15 protein-coding genes and 2 pseudogenes are annotated in these 15,425 nt (G+C 72.5%); 7 read left to right on the top strand and 10 right to left on the bottom strand.

Features of this window, described 5'->3' with window-relative positions; all coding sequences use genetic code 11:
- Positions 1-48 precede the first annotated feature (48 nt).
- The 3 genes from Asi03nite_RS05455 to Asi03nite_RS05445 form a co-directional block, all read right to left on the bottom strand.
- Complete coding sequence (locus Asi03nite_RS05455; RefSeq protein WP_203677290.1) at positions 49-705, bottom strand: response regulator; 657 nt, start codon at positions 703-705, stop codon at positions 49-51.
- Positions 693-1,970, bottom strand: a complete 1,278-nt coding sequence (locus Asi03nite_RS05450) for a sensor histidine kinase (protein ID WP_239102414.1) — start codon at positions 1,968-1,970, stop codon at positions 693-695. Before Asi03nite_RS05450 ends, Asi03nite_RS05455 begins: the two co-directional genes overlap by 13 nt.
- Positions 1,971-2,048: 78 nt before the next feature.
- Positions 2,049-3,632, bottom strand: a complete 1,584-nt coding sequence (locus Asi03nite_RS05445; RefSeq protein WP_203677288.1) for a phospholipase D family protein — start codon at positions 3,630-3,632, stop codon at positions 2,049-2,051.
- A 114-nt stretch (positions 3,633-3,746) separates the two neighbouring features.
- On the opposite strand from Asi03nite_RS05445, the gene Asi03nite_RS38440 reads away from it, so the two are divergent.
- The gene (locus Asi03nite_RS38440; protein WP_275409327.1) at positions 3,747-3,872 is read left to right on the top strand and encodes a hypothetical protein; all 126 of its coding nucleotides are present in this window, start codon (positions 3,747-3,749) and stop codon (positions 3,870-3,872) included.
- 136 nt (positions 3,873-4,008) lie between these two features.
- Here Asi03nite_RS38440 and Asi03nite_RS05440 read toward each other — a convergent pair whose 3' ends face one another.
- The gene (locus Asi03nite_RS05440) at positions 4,009-5,208 is read right to left on the bottom strand and encodes an aminopeptidase (RefSeq protein ID WP_203677287.1); all 1,200 of its coding nucleotides are present in this window, start codon (positions 5,206-5,208) and stop codon (positions 4,009-4,011) included.
- Between the two features lie 188 nt (positions 5,209-5,396).
- Between Asi03nite_RS05440 and Asi03nite_RS05435 the strand changes: the two genes are divergently transcribed.
- From Asi03nite_RS05435 to Asi03nite_RS05430, 3 genes and pseudogenes are all read left to right on the top strand, one after another.
- Complete coding sequence (locus Asi03nite_RS05435) at positions 5,397-5,633, top strand: helix-turn-helix domain-containing protein (protein ID WP_203677286.1); 237 nt, start codon at positions 5,397-5,399, stop codon at positions 5,631-5,633.
- 1 nt (position 5,634) lies between these two features.
- Positions 5,635-5,808 (top strand): annotated as a pseudogene (locus Asi03nite_RS38770) (Clp protease N-terminal domain-containing protein); the annotation flags it as partial.
- A complete protein-coding gene (locus Asi03nite_RS05430; protein ID WP_307833989.1) occupies positions 5,806-6,243 on the top strand; it encodes a Clp protease N-terminal domain-containing protein in 438 nt (145 codons plus the stop codon). The pseudogene Asi03nite_RS38770 and the gene Asi03nite_RS05430, both read left to right, overlap by 3 nt.
- Here the strand turns inward: Asi03nite_RS05430 and Asi03nite_RS05425 are convergent.
- Positions 6,236-6,703, bottom strand: coding sequence for a GNAT family N-acetyltransferase (locus Asi03nite_RS05425; RefSeq protein ID WP_239102413.1), 468 nt, complete (start codon positions 6,701-6,703; stop codon positions 6,236-6,238). The genes Asi03nite_RS05430 and Asi03nite_RS05425 overlap by 8 nt on opposite strands.
- A 132-nt stretch (positions 6,704-6,835) precedes the next feature.
- Here Asi03nite_RS05425 and Asi03nite_RS05420 point away from each other — a divergent pair, with 132 nt between their 5' ends.
- Positions 6,836-7,276 carry a MarR family winged helix-turn-helix transcriptional regulator gene (locus Asi03nite_RS05420; RefSeq protein ID WP_203677283.1) on the top strand — a complete coding sequence of 147 codons (441 nt, stop codon included), beginning with the start codon at positions 6,836-6,838 and terminating at the stop codon, positions 7,274-7,276.
- 75 nt (positions 7,277-7,351) lie between these two features.
- Here the strand turns inward: Asi03nite_RS05420 and Asi03nite_RS05415 are convergent, their stop codons facing one another.
- The 3 genes and pseudogenes from Asi03nite_RS05415 to Asi03nite_RS38860 all read right to left on the bottom strand — a co-directional run.
- Positions 7,352-8,140, bottom strand: a complete 789-nt coding sequence (locus Asi03nite_RS05415) for a phosphotransferase family protein (protein ID WP_203677282.1) — start codon at positions 8,138-8,140, stop codon at positions 7,352-7,354.
- 15 nt (positions 8,141-8,155) lie between these two features.
- Positions 8,156-8,308, bottom strand: a complete 153-nt coding sequence (locus tag Asi03nite_RS05410) for a hypothetical protein (RefSeq protein ID WP_203677281.1) — start codon at positions 8,306-8,308, stop codon at positions 8,156-8,158.
- A 217-nt stretch (positions 8,309-8,525) separates the two neighbouring features.
- Positions 8,526-8,723: pseudogene (locus tag Asi03nite_RS38860) on the bottom strand (JmjC domain-containing protein); the annotation flags it as partial.
- 274 nt (positions 8,724-8,997) lie between these two features.
- On the opposite strand from Asi03nite_RS38860, the gene Asi03nite_RS05400 reads away from it, so the two are divergent.
- Complete coding sequence (locus tag Asi03nite_RS05400; protein WP_203677280.1) at positions 8,998-9,948, top strand: pirin family protein; 951 nt, start codon at positions 8,998-9,000, stop codon at positions 9,946-9,948.
- Between the two features lie 328 nt (positions 9,949-10,276).
- On the opposite strand, the gene Asi03nite_RS05395 is transcribed toward Asi03nite_RS05400, so the two are convergent.
- Both Asi03nite_RS05395 and Asi03nite_RS05390 read right to left on the bottom strand, forming a co-directional pair.
- Entirely contained in the window at positions 10,277-11,107 is an 831-nt protein-coding gene (locus Asi03nite_RS05395; RefSeq protein ID WP_239102412.1) for a VOC family protein, read from the bottom strand.
- Between the two features lie 153 nt (positions 11,108-11,260).
- Positions 11,261-13,384: an ATP-binding SpoIIE family protein phosphatase gene (locus Asi03nite_RS05390; protein ID WP_203677279.1), complete on the bottom strand. Its 2,124-nt coding sequence runs from the start codon at positions 13,382-13,384 to the stop codon at positions 11,261-11,263.
- 534 nt (positions 13,385-13,918) lie between these two features.
- Here Asi03nite_RS05390 and Asi03nite_RS05385 point away from each other — a divergent pair.
- A complete protein-coding gene (locus Asi03nite_RS05385; RefSeq protein WP_239102411.1) occupies positions 13,919-15,391 on the top strand; it encodes a mechanosensitive ion channel family protein in 1,473 nt (490 codons plus the stop codon).
- Positions 15,392-15,425 lie beyond the last annotated feature (34 nt).

Genomic DNA, 15,425 nt, shown 5'->3' with positions numbered 1-15,425 from the left:
GCCGCCGCTCCGGACGCGGCTGCCGCGCGGGGCGAGACGGCGCCCCTGTCAGCCCCGGGCGCCCAGATAGGTCAGCACGGCCAGGACCCGCCGGTTGGTGTCGTCGGTCGGCGGCAGCCCCAGCTTGGCCAGGATGTTGCCGACATGCTTGCCCACCGCGGTCTCGCTCACGAACAGCGCCCCCGCGATCGACGAGTTCGACCGCCCCTCCGCGATCAACCCCAGCACCTCCCGTTCCCGCGGCGACAGCCCGGCCAGCGGATCCCGCGGCCGGTGCAGCAGCCGCCGCACCACCTCCGGGTCGACGACCGTGCCGCCGGCCAGCACGGCCCGCAGCGCCGCCACGAAATCCTCGATGTCCGCCACCCGGTCCTTGAGCAGGTAACCCACCCCGTCGCCAGTGCCGATCAGGTCGGACGCGTACTCCTCCTGCACGTACTGACTCAGGACCACCACCGGCAGGCGGGGGCGTTCCCGGCGCAGCCGCACCGCGGCGCGCAGCCCCTCGTCGCGGAAGTCCGGCGGCATCTTGATGTCGGTGACCACCAGATCCGGCTCGTGCGCGGCGACCGCCGTGATCAGCTGCTCGGCGTCGCCCACCGCGTCCACCACGGTGAAGCCGAACCGGCCCAGCACCCCGATCAGCCCCTCGCGCAGGAGCACCCCGTCCTCGGCCAGGACCACCCTGGCGGTCACCTCGGACACGGCAGCTCCACCCTCAGCAGCGTCGGCCCGCCCGCCGGGCTGGCCAGCAGCAACCGGCCACCGGCCGCCGCCACCCGATCGGCGAGCCCGGTCAGCCCGCTACCCGTCTGCGGGTCGGCGCCGCCCCGCCCGTTGTCCTCGATCTCCAGCTCCACCCGGGTGCCGTCACCGCGCACCCGGACCCGGGCCTCGGTCGCGTGGGCGTGCCTGGCGACGTTCGTCAGCGCCTCGGCGGCCACGAAGTACGCCGTGGTCTCGATGCTCTCCGGCGGCCGGGCCGCGATCGCCGCCTCGACGGTGACCGGGACCGGGGAGCTGCCGGCCAGCTCGCGCAGCGCGGCCGGCAAGCCCAGATCGGTCAGCACCTGCGGGCGGATCCCGTGCACCAGGTCGCGCAGCACCACCATCAGCTCCTTGGCCTGGGTGTGCGCCAGCCCGAGCGGCCCCGCGGCGGGGGAGTCCTCCGGCAGGTCCAGCCGGGCCATGCCCAGGTGCAGGGTGAGGCTGGTGAGCCGGTGCTGCGCGCCGTCGTGCAGGTCCCGCTCGATCCGGCGGCGCTCCGCGTCGAACGCGTCGGCCAGCCGGGCCCGGGACTGGGACACCTCGCTGAGCTGGTCACGCAACGGGTCGCCGGCCCCGAGCAGGCGCCGGGCCAGCATCGCCTGCCCGGCGGCGAGCGCGCCGGCCAGGTAGAGCAGGACCGGGACCAGCACGATCCCGAGCAGGCAGAGCGGGAGGCCGCGCGAGCCCCCGTGCACCGTGTAGTTCCCGAACTGCCAGGTGCCGACGCCGAACGGGCTGCCGATCATCAGCACCTCGGCGAGCAGCGCCAGGAACGCCGCGAAGAAGACCGGTGGCGCGAGCAGGGCCAGCAGCGTGGTGTAGAGCACCGCGCGCCAGGTGGCCTCCGCCCGGAACAGCGCGGCGAGGCCGGCGGGATGGGTCGCGCCGCGCAACGGCCGCCGGTCGACCAGCCGCAGGCGCCGCCGCTCCAGGGCGGCGACCGGCAGCGCGACCAGTGGGGCACCGGCGGCCAGCAGCACGGCGGCGACCACGACCAGGAAGAGGATCGCCGGGGTGGGCAGGTCGCCGTGGGCGATCCGCCGGCCGGAGACCAGCAGCGGCAGCAACAGCAGGGTGAGGCCGAACGACAGCGGCGCCGCGACGACAGCGGTGGTGGACAGGAACGCCGCCGACCGCCACGGCCAGGAGGTGAGCAGGTAGCGGCGTTGGCGGAGAGCCGCGCTCAGGTTGGTGGTGGACACGGATTCACCGTAGGCAGCCGGTGACTCGCGGCCCATCCCGCTGGCATCCGGATCAGGGGTATGGCTGGATATACCCCCTCACCACCGGCCGGCCCGGCGATCACGCCACGGGCGGCCGTCCGGGTCGTAGATCAGGCGGTACGCCGGGGTCGCCCAGAGACGCTGGAACCAGGGGAGCCGTACCGTCTCGTGCGGGATCAGGCGCCCGGGCGGGCGCGGGCCCCGGCGTCCGTTGTCACGCCAGTCACGCAGGGCCTCGGCGGCGGCGGTCATGGTCCGTACGATCGCCATCGGGTCCAGAAGATCTTGATCGTCGCCGTCCTCGCGGTCCAGGTGCTCGCGGGTCAGGGCGAGCCGTAGCTCGCGCGGGAACCGGCGGGCGCCGTCGCCCAGCCCGGCGGGGTCCACCGGCGCCCGCTCGTCCCGGGTGTCGTCCAGGATCGCGCAGGACAGCTCGCTGTCGTGCGTCCACGATCGACGGTTGAAGTTGTCGCTGCCCACGCTGCACCAGACGTCGTCGACCACACAGACCTTGGCGTGCACGTAGATCGGGGTGCCCGCGTGGTTCTCCAGGTCGAAGACGTGCACCCGGTCGGACGCGGCGCTCCTGCACAGGTCGATGGCCTGCTCCCGGCCGACCTGGTTGGGCGGCAGCGCGAACCGGCCGTCCACGTCCGGGTGCCGGGGCACCACGGCGATCAGGTGCAGCTCCGGGTTGGCCTGCAGCGCCTCGGCGAACAGCTGGGCCACCTCGGCCGACCAGAGGTACTGGTCCTCCAGGTAGATCAGCCGGCGGGCACGCTTGATCGCCTTGGTGTAGCCGCGGGCCACGGTCTGCTCGCCGAGCGGCGCGAACGTGTACCGCGGGCGCATCGCCGGGTAGGTCCGCAGCACCTGCACGGTCAGCGGCCCGGCCGCCGGCGGGTCGGGCGGCTGCGGCGGCAGCCGGTCGGCGTGCAGGTCGGCGTGTTTCAGCTTGTCGGCGATCGTGGAGACAGGGCCGTGCTGGTCGAGCGGCGCCGGGTCGGACCAGCGCTCCCGGAACGTCAGGTCGAGCGCGCCGACCACCGGGCCGCGCAACTCCAGCTGGACGTCGTGCCAGGGCGGAGTGGGCCCGTAGGCCTTGGCCATCCGCACCGGCTGCGGATCGCCGTGGTGCTCCGCGTCGTCCCGGCGGCTGTGGCACAGGTCGATGCCGCCGGCGAACGCGACGTCCAGCTCGGGCCGGCCGGGATGCCGCAACACGACGAGCTTCTGGTGGTGCGAGCCGCCGCGCCGGACCCGCTGGTCGAGCAGGACCTCGCCGCCGGCCTCGCGGATCTGGTCGCCGAGGTTGCGGTTCTCCTCCTCGCTGTACGCCAGCTTGTCCAGATGGGACCGCCAGAGCAGGCCCTTGACGATCACCCCGCGGCGGGCGGCGGACGCGAAGAGCTCGGCGATCGCCGGCCCGTCGTCGGCGGCCAGTTCGTCCGGATCGCCCCGCCAGTCGGTGAACAGCAGGTGGTCACCCTCGCGGAGCTTCTCCACCTCCGCCATCAACCGGGAGAAGTACGTTTTCCCGTGAATCAGGGGTTCGGCGGTGTTTCCCGAGCACCACGTGGGTATGTGGCTGTGCGGGTTGCCGCGTTCGGCGGCGGTCAGCAGCCAGTCCTCCGTTGGCACAGGCAACCCCTCTGAGGTCGACGACGCCCTCACCGTAGATCCCCCGCCCGCCGCGCGCACGTCCAACACGATCACGCCGATCGACGCGTCCCACCCCGCGGAGGAAATCCCGCCATGAGCAGTGAGCCGTTGACCACCACGCCCGGACCCGAGACCGCACCGGCCGCCGAGACCGGCCTCCTCGTCACCATGCTGCTCCTGGTGCTGCTCGGCACCGCGGCGATCCTCTTCATGGCCTGACCCCGCCGGCCTCGTCCCGGAGCCGCCGGCGCCACACCGCCGGCCGCGCTCCGGCGGGGAGCCGCCCGCGCCGCGGCGCCGGACGCCGGCCGAGGTCCGATGTGGAGAGCCGGCCGTCCGGGGCGCCCGCGTCAGGTCACTCCAGCACCCACTCGTCGTCACGGATGATGTCGATGGTCCCCTTCGGCCCGGTGCCGGTCACGCTGATCCCGGCGCCGCCGATCACCACGTCGGTGTGCACGCCCGACGTGTTCAGCCCCAGCCCGGCCCGTTGCTCGGGGCTCATCGCCACCCCGCCCGGCACCGCGAACGGGAAGCTCTGCCCCCACGCCACGTGACAGCCCGCGTTCTCGTCGAAGAGCGTGTTGTGGAACACGATCCCGGCCTTCGCGATCCGGCTCTCCCGGTCGACCAGCGAAACCTCGCCCAGGTGGCGCGCGCCCTCGTCGGTGGCCAGCTGCGCCTCGACGATGTCGGCGCCCTCGTCGGCGGCGACCGACGTGATCCGCCCGCCTTCGAAGGTCAGCCGCAGCCCGGTGACCAGGCGGCCGGCCAGCGCCAGCGGCTTGGTCACCCGCAGCACGCCGTCGGCGCGGCGCCGGTCGGGGCTGGTGAAGACCTCCTCGGTCGGAATGTTCGGCAGGTACGCGATGCCGTCGCGGTCCAGCATCCCGCCGCCGGTCCAGTGGCAGCCCGGGATCAGGCCGACGGTCAGGTCGGTGCCCTCGCCCTGGTAGCGGATCTCGGTCAGCTCCAGCGCGTCCAGCGCCGCCCCGCGCTCGGCGAGCGTCGCGGACCGCCGCTGCCAGGCCGCCACCGGGTCGTCCTGGTCGAGCCGCATCGCGATGGCCACCGCCTGCCAGAGCCGGTCGAGGTCGGGCTCGCCGAAGATCTGGCTGGCCCAGCCCGGGTTGGGCGCGCCGACAGCGGTCCAGCGCAGCTTGCCCATCACCACGTCGCGCCGGGCGAGCGACTCGCCGGCCCGTCGCGCGGCGGCCTTGACCGGATCGGCGCCGTCGAGCACGTGCGGGTCGGCGTCGCCGACCAGGGTGATCCACGCGGCGCCCTGCGCGCCCCACTCACGGATGCGCTCCAGCGCCCACGGGCGGCTGGCCCGCAGCTGGTCGAGGCTCGCGTGGTCGACCTCGGAGCGGCGCATCGGGCCGTCGGACCAGATCGGCTCGACCCAGGCGGCGCCGGCGGCGTAGGCGGCCTGGACCACCGCGCGGGCGATCTCCAGGTGGGCGGTGTCGGTGTTGAGAACGACACCCTGCCCGGGCTGCACGTTGACCCCGGCCCGGACGACGACGTCGGCGAAGCGCTCGATCTGATCCATGCGCGTCAGCTTAGGGCTTGTCGCGTGGATCACGCGGGGGCCGCGGCGTGGCCCGGGCGGCGCTCAGGGAAAGCACAACCACCGCCCGGACCTCGCCGTGCGCTCGCGTGATCCCGGCGACAGGCCTTGAGCGTCCCGCGCGTCAACCGGGGTTGACACGGTGGATGGTGTCAACGTAAGTTGACGACATGACCGAGGCTACCGATCTCGCCGCCGCCGCGAGCAGCGCCGACCCCCGGGTCGGCCTGCGCGCGGTGGTGGCGCTGCGCCGCCTGCTGGAGGGCCTGGAGCACCTGCAGGTGGCGAACGCGCGCAAGAAGGGCTGGTCCTGGCAGGAGATCGCCGATGCGCTCGAGGTGACCCGCCAGGGTGTCCACAAGAAACACGCACGGCTGATGCCGATGATCGACCCGCGGGAGGATTGAGATGTTCGAGCGGTTCACCCAGAGCGCCCGCGCCGTCGTGACCGGCGCCCAGCAGCAGGCCCGTGACCTGGGCCATCCGGTGATCGGCACGGAGCACCTGCTGCTCTCGCTGATCGCCCTCGACAACGGTGCGGCCGTGGTGCTGCGCGAGGCCGGCGTCGACCGCGAGTGGGTGCGCGCCGCCGTCGTCGGTCACGCCGGCGACCTGGGCGGCGAGGCGGCCGCCGCGGCCGACCGGGACGCCGAGGACGCCGCCGCCCTCAAGGCGATCGGCATCGACCTGGACGCGGTGCGCGCCGCGATCGAGGAGAACTTCGGCGCCGGCGCGCTGCACCTGCCCAGGCCTGCCCGGAAGAAGCGCGGGATCTTCGGGAGGCTCTACGCCTCGGGCGGGCACATCCCGTTCTCCGGGCGGAACAAGAAGGTGCTGGAGCTGTCGCTGCGCGAGGCGCTGCGCCTCAAGCACAAGTTCATCGCGCCCGAGCACATCATGCTGGGCGTGCTCCGCGAGGGTCAGGGCCTGGCCATGCGGATCCTGGCCGACCGGGGGACGGACCTGGACCGGCTGCGCGCCGAGCTGACCCGGTCCCTGCAGACCCGGGTCAGCTGAGTCGCAGGCGCATCCCGGCCTCCGCGCCGCGCCGGAAGCCGAGCGACGTGTAGAGGGGTTCCCCGTCGGCCGAGGCCCGCAGGTCGACGGCTCGCACCCGGTGCTCCCGGAACCACTCGATCAGCGCGGTCACGCATCCCCGGGAGTATCCGCGGCGACGCATGTCCGGGTCGGTGACGACGTTGTAGACGTACCCGACCCGGCCGCCCGGATTTCCCGGACCGCCGAGCCGCTGCTCGATGTTGCCCACCGCGCAGGCGGCGAGGCCGTTCCCCGCGGGCCGGTCCACGACGAACGCCGCGAGCCGCGGTTCGGCCCGGCCGAGTTGGTCGCGCAGGGTCTCCCGGGCCGGGGCGCGCCAGTCGTCGTTCCACCCGGAGTCCTCGAACCCGCGCAGCAGGACGGCGCGGAGGCGCACGAGTTCGGCGGCGTCGGCGGATGTGGCCCGGCGGATCCTCACGCCCGAGACGCTAGCCGGGGGAGCGCCCGCGAGGCCCGCCATTTTCCACCGGCCCCGATCGTGGGAACCGGGCTGCGGCCGTACCAAATTTCAGATTGGAAGTTTCAGATTTGAAGGAGTATGGTTCCGCGCATGGCCGAACCGCTCAGTGAGAGCCAGCTGCAGCACTGGCGCACGTTCATCGAAAGCTCGTGGGCGCTGCACACGACGCTGGAGGACGAGCTCCGGACCGCGACCGGGTTGAGCATGAACGACTATCACGTCCTGGTCACGCTCGCCGACGCGCCCGGACGCCGGATGCGGATGGGCGAGCTGGCCAGCCGGCTGGTGCTCTCCCCGAGCCGGATCACCTATCAGATCAGCTCCATGGTCAAACGCGGACTGGTCGAGAAGCAGAGCTGCCTCGGCGACGGCCGCGGCCAGGAGGCCGTGCTGACCGGCGAGGGCCTCACGGCGCTGCGCGCCGCCGCGCCGGCGCATCTGGAGACCGTTCGCCAACGATTCATCGACGTTCTCGACGACGAGGAGCTGGCCGTGATCGGCCGGGCCTTTGCCAAGATCCGGAAGGTGTGAGCGCTTGAGGTAGTGGCCCGTTCGCGGCGGAGGCCGTGTTGCGGTGCACGGAGTGCCTCCTGCGATTGACGGGATTCACGTTTTCTCACCGGCCCTGCGCCGATAGGCCGCCCACTGCCCGGTCAAGTTGGCAAGGTCGTGCATCCAGTCCGGTGAACCGGGTTTTGCCTTCGACGCCCACTTCGCGGCGTTCTTCGCCGCGAAGTCGTCGAGGACGTCAGGACCGGCCTCGCCCCATGCGGGGTACCGCGCCAACCACTGTTCAGCCTGCTCGGGCGTGTGGCCGCCGCCGATCAACCACTGGGCGAGGATGGCAAGCTCGACCCACGGCGCGGCCTTGGTCGCCATCGCCCAGTCGACGATCCGCAGGCCGTCCCGGGTGACGATGAGGTTGGCCGGCCCGAGGTCGGTGTGGACCAGCGCGTCACCGTCCATCGCCGGGTGCTCGAACCCGAGCCGCCCTTTCGGGCTGAGAAGCCCCACATCCGGCGCCCGTGTCTTGCCCAGCGCCGCCAGCGCCTCGCCGAGAAGATCCAGATCGGGGCTGTCCGGCGACAGGTCAGCGTGCGGACCTTCGCAGTGCTCGAACCCCACGACCAGCCAGCCGGCCGTCTCGAAGTGCCACCTGACCGCGGGCGAGCAAGACCCGCTTACGGCCTCACTCACCCGCAGCTCGAAGCGCAACGACCGAACCCCGAAGTCAGAATGAGCCGCCTTCAGGAACACCTTCCCAGCCGTCCCGGTAACGGTTGCGGCTATCTCCGCGTGGTCACCGGTCGCGGCAGGGGTTACATGAGAACCGCCGACGCGGTCGACGACTTCCTTCGTGACGGCCTCGGGCAACGCGGCCCAGTCAGTGCGCATCGATCAGTTGGCCTTTCAGATGCCCGGGTTCGGCGGGCAGCAGGACTTCGCCTCGCCGTACCAGAACTCGGGGTCGATGTAGTAGCCCGTCGCCTTCAGCGCCTGGCGGGTGTACTCCATCGAGGAGCCGTCCGCCATGCCCTCGGTCAGGATCGGCACGTGGTGCATGAACTCTCCCACGACCTGCTCGCAGGCGGCCTGGTACGGCTCGGTGTGCTGGAGCGAGGCGTGCCAGGCCGCGTCGACCGGCTCGGTCGGGACGACGCGGTAGGAACGGCCGTCCGGCGGGACCGAGGTCGAACTCGTAGTCGGGGCGCCTCGACTTCATGCGGCCGAGAACCTCGCTGCCCGGCGAGGTGTTGGACGCGAACTGCTCCCGGTGCGGTTCCTCGACCCCGGGCTCCCAGATCTGCCAGGTCTTGCGACCGGCGAGTTGGTAGACGAACCCCATGTTCTGGTCCCAGTGATGGTGCAGACCCTGCCCGTCCGCCGGGGTCACGAAGCCGGTGGCGTACGTGCCGTACCCGGTCTCGTTCTGCATCGCAGCGCAGATCGCGTGCACCTGCGGACACCAGCGGTGCACGTTACGCAGTTGGATGGTGTAGCCCCTGCCGCGCCACTTCGCAACCTTGCCGGGGTCGAGGTAGCCGTAGGTCGTGTACGCGCGGGAGTGCAGCGCCGCCCCGTCCTTGATCGGGGGTCCACGCTCAGATCGTGCACGATCGGCGACGGCGGAGCCAGCGCGCCCGGTCAGCGAGGATGACGCAGCTCACTAGATCTTCAGATTTGAAGCTAAGTCCTGGTCTTTCAGATTTGAAGGAGATACGCTGAAGTCCTCGAAGTCAGGAGGGCTCGAAATGCCTGCAATCACCGTCGATGACGTCCTTGTTCTGCCGCGCCTGCCGAAGCTGGACCCGGTCGCGACGGAGTACCGCCCGGTGCGCCGCCTGACGACCGCGCCGAAGGGCTACGAGGGCGAAGGGTTCCCGGTCCGGCGAGCCTTCGCGGGCGTCCCGCTGAGCGAACTGGACCCGTTCATCCACCTGGACCAGATGGGTGAGGTGGACTACGCGCCGGGCGAGCCGAAGGGCACCCCGTGGCACCCGCACCGGGGGTTCGAAACGGTCACCTACATGATCGACGGCATCATGGACCACCAGGACTCGATGGGTGGCGGCGGCTCCATCACCAACAGCGACACCCAGTGGATGACGGCCGGCTCCGGCATCCTGCACATCGAGGCGCCGCCGGAGCACCTGGTCACCAGCGGCGGGCTGTTCCACGGCCTGCAACTCTGGGTGAACCTGCCGCGCGCCGCCAAGATGATCGACCCGAAGTACCAGGACATCCGTGGCAAGGAGTCCGCCCTGCTCACGACGCCGGACGGGGGCGCCCTGATCCGCATCATCGCGGGTGAGATCGCCGGCCATCAGGGGCCGGGCTCCACGTTCACGCCGATCAACCTGGCGCACGTGACGCTGCAGCCGGGCGCGCGGCTCGACCTGCCCTGGCAGCCGGAGTACAACGCGCTCGTCTACGCGCTCTCCGGCGAGGGCTGGGCCGGCACCGACATGCGGCCGATCAAGCTCGGTCAGCTGGCGACGTTCGGCGCGGGCGACGCGATCCGCCTGGAGGCGAAGACCGAGCTCGATCTGTTCGTGCTCGGCGGGCAGCCGATCCGGGAGCCGGTGGTCCACTACGGCCCGTTCGTGATGAACACCAAGGCGGAGCTGCAGCAGGCCTTCGAGGACTTCCAGAAGGGGCGGCTGGGGACGATTCCGGCGACGCGCCTGCCGCACACCGATTGATTGCTGGTACGGGAGGTGCCTTGTCCCGTGGTGGCGCCCCGCGAGAGGGTCGCCACTCCGGGCCGTCCGGCGGCCGCCGGCCGTGGCGGGCGGACCCGGTCCGGAGAGACCCCTGACGGCTCGGCTCGGGGGGTCTCGGGGCTTCGAAGGGCTTCCGGTTGCCGGCCTGTGGGGTCGGCCGGGGCTTGGGGGTGTCCCGGGGTCGCTGTCGCTTTCGGGGCCGGCTGGGCGGGGCTTACGGTCGTACCCGGTGAATGTCATGCGAAAGGCCGGCCCCGGAGGGCCGGCCTTTCCGCAATGATGGCCTTCGGCGGATTCCAGGTGTCTCTCAGACGAACCGCTCGAAAGCCGGCAGCGAGCCCAGCGAAACGGTCAGCTCGACCGGATGGTGCACCGGCGCCGCGACCGTGAAGCGTGCGCCGAACGGGTCGCGCAGCTCGGCGAACTCGGTCAGCCCGGCCTCGGCCGGCTCCGAGATCAGCGCGCCGCCCAGCCGCTCGCAGCGGTCCGCCGCCTCGGCGATGTCCTCGACCTGGAAGGCCGCGCGCCACCAGGCGCCGCGGTAACCCGGGGCGAGGCCGGCGATGGCGTCGTGGGCCTGGTTGAGCCATTCGCCGACGCCGAAGTCGTGGCGCAGCAGCCAGCCGAACGCGGAGCCGTAGAAGAGCGCCGCGGCGTTCGGGTCGTCAGTGATCAGTTCCGGCCACGACATGGTGCCCGGCTCGCCGCCCGCCTGCGCCCCGGCGAAGTCGGCCGGCTCCCAGAGGCCCAGCACCGCGCCGGCCGGGTCGGTGACGATCGCACGGCGGCCGCCGTGCGCGTGGGCCGGGTGGCTAAGGCAGCTGCCACCGGCGAGCGCGACCTGCTCCAGGGTCTCGTCCAGGGCCGGCGTGCTGAGGTGGGTCAACCATCCGTCCGGGCGGTCCGCCTGGCTGCGGGTGAGACCCGCGACGGCACGGCCGTTCAGCTTGAAACGATCACCGGCTGACTCCCAGCCGAACAACTCTCCGTAGAACTGTGCCGCTCGCGCAGGGTCCGCGCTCGCCAGCTCCACCCAGCAGGGTGTCAGTGGTGCATAGCCTCTGATCCGCATGTGCCGCTCCAGTATGGACGTCCCCAGTTGCTTGAGCACTCTACGGCACTGATAACGCTTCGTCACCACTGGACGGTTCATTGTCCGCTTTAGAGCAGAATTAAACTACCGTGGGTAAGCGGTCGAGTGAATCAGGTGATCCTTGGTCGCCGATATGCGCGATTGTGGGTGATCGTTCGTGTCGTAGGCGCCCAAGGCTCGCATCGAGAGTGCACGCTGTCACTCTCTGTTGAGCAACACCTCGAACCAGACAGTGGAGCCACGCACCGTGGGATCGGTGCCCCACGAATCGCTCAGCTCCTCGATCAGGCCGAGCCCGCGGCCACGGCTGGCGAGGGCATCGGCCCTGGCCCGGATCACACTGCCCCGGGTGCCGGTGTCGGCCACCGACACCAGCAGGCGCTCCGCGTTGAGGTCGATGTGCACCTGCGCCGGGGTGCCGGCGTGCAGCAGCGCGTTCGTGGTCAGCTCGCTGGTGCACAGGATCGCCGCGCCGATCACCGGCTCGGGGACCTGCCAGTCGCGCAGGCGGTTGCTCATCCACTGCCGGACCCGGCTCGGGCCGGTCGGCTCGGCGGCCACGTGCATGGTCGCCGCCCGGCTCATCGCCAGGGCGTGCTCGACCGCGAGCACCGCCACGTCGTCGTCCGTGGTGCCCTCGATCGCGGCGGTGGCCAGCGAGCACATGTTCCGCGGATCGCCGCTCGCCGAGCCGGCCGCCGCGGCGACCAGGGCGTCGAGACCCTCGTTCAGCGGGCGGTCGCGGCGCTCGACCACGCCGTCGCTGTACATCAGTATCGTGTCGCCCGGCTCCAGCGTCAGCGAACCGGTCTGCCAGCGGCCGCCCAGCCCGAGCGGGGCGCCCGGCGGAACCTTCACCAGCTCGGCGCTGGCCGGCTCGCCGCCCAGCCCGGCGCGGCGCAGCACCGGCGGCGGATGACCGGCGCTGGCCAGCGTGACCGACCCGTCGGCCGGGTCCAGCACGCCGTAGACCACGGTCACGAAGATCTCCTCGTTCCGCGACTCGGCGCCCAGCGAGCCGACCAGCCGGTCCAGCCCGGCCAGCACGCTCGGCGGGGCCGGATCGGTCAGCGCGAGCGCCCGCAGCGCCGCGCGGACCTGGCCCATCACGGCCGCGGCCCGCACGTCGTGCCCGGCCACGTCGCCGAGGACCATGGCCAGCCGGCCGTCGGAGAGCCGGAACGCGTCGTAGAAGTCGCCGCCCGCCGCGTTGCCGTCGACACCCACGTCGTACCGTGCGGCGATGCGGAACGTGTCCAGTTCCGGCAGGTGCTCCGGTAGCATGCTGCGCTGCAGCAGCTGGGCGGTGCCGTGCTGAGCCTCGAACCGGCGGGCCCGCTCGGCCGCCTGCGCGATCAGCTCGGCGGCGGCGCGCAGCAGGGCGCGCTCGGCCGGCAGCCAGACGTGCGCGCGCCGGAAACCCATGATCAGGGCGCCGCGCACGGACGCCGTGCGCAGCGGGAGGGCGGCCAGCGAGCGGATCCGCCGCTCGTGCCGGTCCTGCGCGACCGCCCGCAGCGGCTCGCCGTCCGAGACGAACGTCGCCCGGCCGCTCTCGGCAGCCGTGACCAGCGGCGCGTCCGGGACCGCGGCGACCCGGCGCCAGACCGGTGGCAGGCGCTCGTCCGCCTCGTCCAGCATCTCGCCGCGGATCCGGCGGACGAACCGGTAGGAACTGCCGTCGTCCACCGCCAGGACACAATGATCAAGATCAAAAGAGGCCATCGCGTACGTCAGCACGACGCGCGTGACGTCGTCGATGGTGAGCGCCCCGGCCAGTCGCGCGGTCAGCTCGCCGAGGCTCTGCAGCCGGTGCACCACCTGCGTCGTCTCGGCGGCCACCGTGAGCACCCCGGCGATCGCGCCGGCCGAGTCGCGCACCACCGAGTGGCCGCGGGTGTAGAAGGCCGGCTCCGAGCCGCCCGGCCGCAGCGTCACCTGGCTCTCCGGCTCCAGCACGGCCTGACCGGTGCGGAACACCTGGCCGATCACGTCGCTCATCCCGGGTTGGTCCCACGCCTCGCCGAACGCCTCCGCGGCCGGCTGGCCCAGCGCCGCCGGATGCCGGCCGCCCAGCACCTCGGCATAGGCGTCGTTGTAGAGCACCACGCAGTCGGGGCCGCCGACGAACATCATCGGGACCGGCGACTCCAGCAGCAGATCGACGGAGGCGCGCACCGCGGAGTCCCAGCGGTCGATGGGGCCGAGCGAGGTGCGCGACCAGTCGAAGGCGTGCACCAGGGCCGCGCATCCCTTGGCTCCCGCGGACTGCACGGGCAGCGTGGAGATCGCTGGCGGGCGTGCCGCTCCCGAGCCGACCATGCGGAAAGCCTATCCCGGCTGGGCCGTTTGTACGATGCCGCACCGGCCGACCGTCCGATTCTTGACGTTGTGCGAGGTGTGCCACCCGGAGGGCGTGACAGCACGTGATCAAGCGGTGTGGTCCGCGTGTCCATTGGCGTTCCGGGCCGCCGCCCGCCGCGCGGGCCGGATGGTTGACATCGGGAGTCGCACCCGGCCGCAGGAGCCGCCGAGGGGTGGCGGCGGGCCGATTCCTTCGTGCGATCCGCCTCATCGGACAATCCCGATCTCTCGGTTACGGCGTTCCCGGCTCCCGTGCGCGTCGACGCACCCGGAGGCTTTCCCCGGGGGCCGTCGACCGTCGTCGTCTCCAAGGACTCGGCCGCCGGTCCCGCGGCCGGTGACGTGCGTCCGAGGCGCTGATCGACGTACCTCATCGACTTGTTCCGGTCGTCCAGGATGTGTCGGAGGCGGGTGATACACCTGTCGGGGGAGGCGACGAGAGGGCGGGAGCAGCGGATGACCGGTGACGGGTTGAGCCGTGGACTCAGCGACATGTGGCGATCTCTGGTGCTCCATGTGCCGGTCGCCCTGGCGTTCGTCGCGGTGCTGCTGGTGGGCTGGCTACTGGCGCGGCTGGCCCGGACGATCACGGCGAAGGCGCTGCGCCGCGCCGGCCTGGACCGGGCCGTCCAGCGCGGTCCGGCGGGCCGCCTGTTGCGCGGCACCGACCCGGTCGCCCTCTGCGCCCGGCTCGCCTACTGGGCGGTGCTGCTGATCGCCTTGCAGCTCGCCTTCGGCCTGTGGGGGCCGAACCCGGTGAGCACCCTGCTCAACTCGCTGATCGCCTGGCTGCCCCAGGCGTTCGTGGCGATCCTGATCGTGGTGGCCGCCGTGGCGGTGGCCGGCGTCGCGCGCGATCTCGTGCGCGACGCCCTCGGCGACCTCGGCTACGCCCGAGTGGTGGCCAACGTGGTCGCCGGGGTGATCGTCACGCTCGCAGCGATCGCCGGGCTGGACCAGATCGGCATCGCCACGACCGTCACCCGGCCACTGCTGATCACGGTGCTGGTCACCGTCGCCGGGGTGATCGTCGTGGGCGTCGGCGGTGGCCTGATCCGGCCCATGCAGCGGCGCTGGGAGGGCTGGCTGGACCAGGCGGCGGTGGAGTCGGCGGCGATCCGGGAGCGGACCCGGGCGTTCGCCGAGGAGCGGGCCCGCCAGGCGGCCGCCCGCGCCGAGGAGGAACGCCGCGCGGAAGAGGCGCGCAGGGCGGAGGAGGCGCGCAAGGCGGAGGAGGCCCGGCGCGCGGAGGAGGCGCGCAAGGCCGAGGAGGCGCGGCTCGCGGCCGAAGCTCGCCGGGTCGAGGAACGGCGGCTCGCGGAGGAGACGCGCCGGGCTGAGGAGACGCGCCGGGCTGAGGAGACGCGCCGGGCCGAGGCGGCCCGCCAGGCCGAGATCGAGCGTGCGGCCCGCGCCGTGGAGGAGCGCCGGGCCGTGCAGGAGCGGCGGGCGGCCGAGGAGCGCCGGGTCGCGCAGGAGCGGGAGCGCCGGGCGGCGAACCGGTGGGCCGGGGAGCCGGAGGACGACCGGACCGAGGTGATCGCGATGCCGGAGGACGACGCCCTGCACTTCATCCCCGGGTTCGGCCGTGACGACGAGCCGACCGATCCGGGTGCGCGCCCGGCGACGCCCGGTACCGCGGTGATCAGGCCCGGGGTTCGGCCGGGCTCCGGGCGACCTGACGGGGACACGGCGGTTGCCGGGTCCGGCGACGGGGCGACGGCCTCGGCAGTGCGGTCCGGTGACGATGGGACCGCCCCGGCGGCCGAGCGGAGCGCGGAGGACGGCGGCGAGACCACGGTGGTCACGCAGGGCGCGGGGGACGAGGAGACGACCGTGATCCCGTCGCCTGGGCCGGATCGGACTCTGGTGATCGGCGAGGGTGACGACGGTGATCGGACCCAGGTGGTCTCGCCGCCGGGTGCGGAGCAGAAGCGGGCGGCCGACTCCCGGGACGACACCTGAGGCTGCGGAGCCGGGATGTCGCCGAGGGCTGGGA

The organism is Actinoplanes siamensis, from assembly GCF_016862395.1.
Classification (GTDB): domain Bacteria; phylum Actinomycetota; class Actinomycetes; order Mycobacteriales; family Micromonosporaceae; genus Actinoplanes; species Actinoplanes siamensis.
This window is presented reverse-complemented; position numbering and strand designations above follow the sequence as displayed.

What these genes read in the sequence shown, in the direction of transcription:
- Asi03nite_RS05410 (WP_203677281.1), bottom strand. Translation starts at nt 8,308, where the DNA reads ATGCACCACGTGCCGATCCTGACCGAGGGCATGGCGGACGGCTCCTCG.
- Asi03nite_RS38440 (WP_275409327.1), top strand. Translation starts at nt 3,747, where the DNA reads ATGAGCAGTGAGCCGTTGACCACCACGCCCGGACCCGAGACCGCACCG.
- Asi03nite_RS05440 (WP_203677287.1), bottom strand. Translation starts at nt 5,208, where the DNA reads ATGGATCAGATCGAGCGCTTCGCCGACGTCGTCGTCCGGGCCGGGGTC.
- Asi03nite_RS05400 (WP_203677280.1), top strand. Translation starts at nt 8,998, where the DNA reads ATGCCTGCAATCACCGTCGATGACGTCCTTGTTCTGCCGCGCCTGCCG.
- Asi03nite_RS05390 (WP_203677279.1), bottom strand. Translation starts at nt 13,384, where the DNA reads ATGGTCGGCTCGGGAGCGGCACGCCCGCCAGCGATCTCCACGCTGCCC.
- Asi03nite_RS05435 (WP_203677286.1), top strand. Translation starts at nt 5,397, where the DNA reads ATGACCGAGGCTACCGATCTCGCCGCCGCCGCGAGCAGCGCCGACCCC.
- Asi03nite_RS05420 (WP_203677283.1), top strand. Translation starts at nt 6,836, where the DNA reads ATGGCCGAACCGCTCAGTGAGAGCCAGCTGCAGCACTGGCGCACGTTC.
- Asi03nite_RS05415 (WP_203677282.1), bottom strand. Translation starts at nt 8,140, where the DNA reads ATGCGCACTGACTGGGCCGCGTTGCCCGAGGCCGTCACGAAGGAAGTC.
- Asi03nite_RS05385 (WP_239102411.1), top strand. Translation starts at nt 13,919, where the DNA reads ATGTGGCGATCTCTGGTGCTCCATGTGCCGGTCGCCCTGGCGTTCGTC.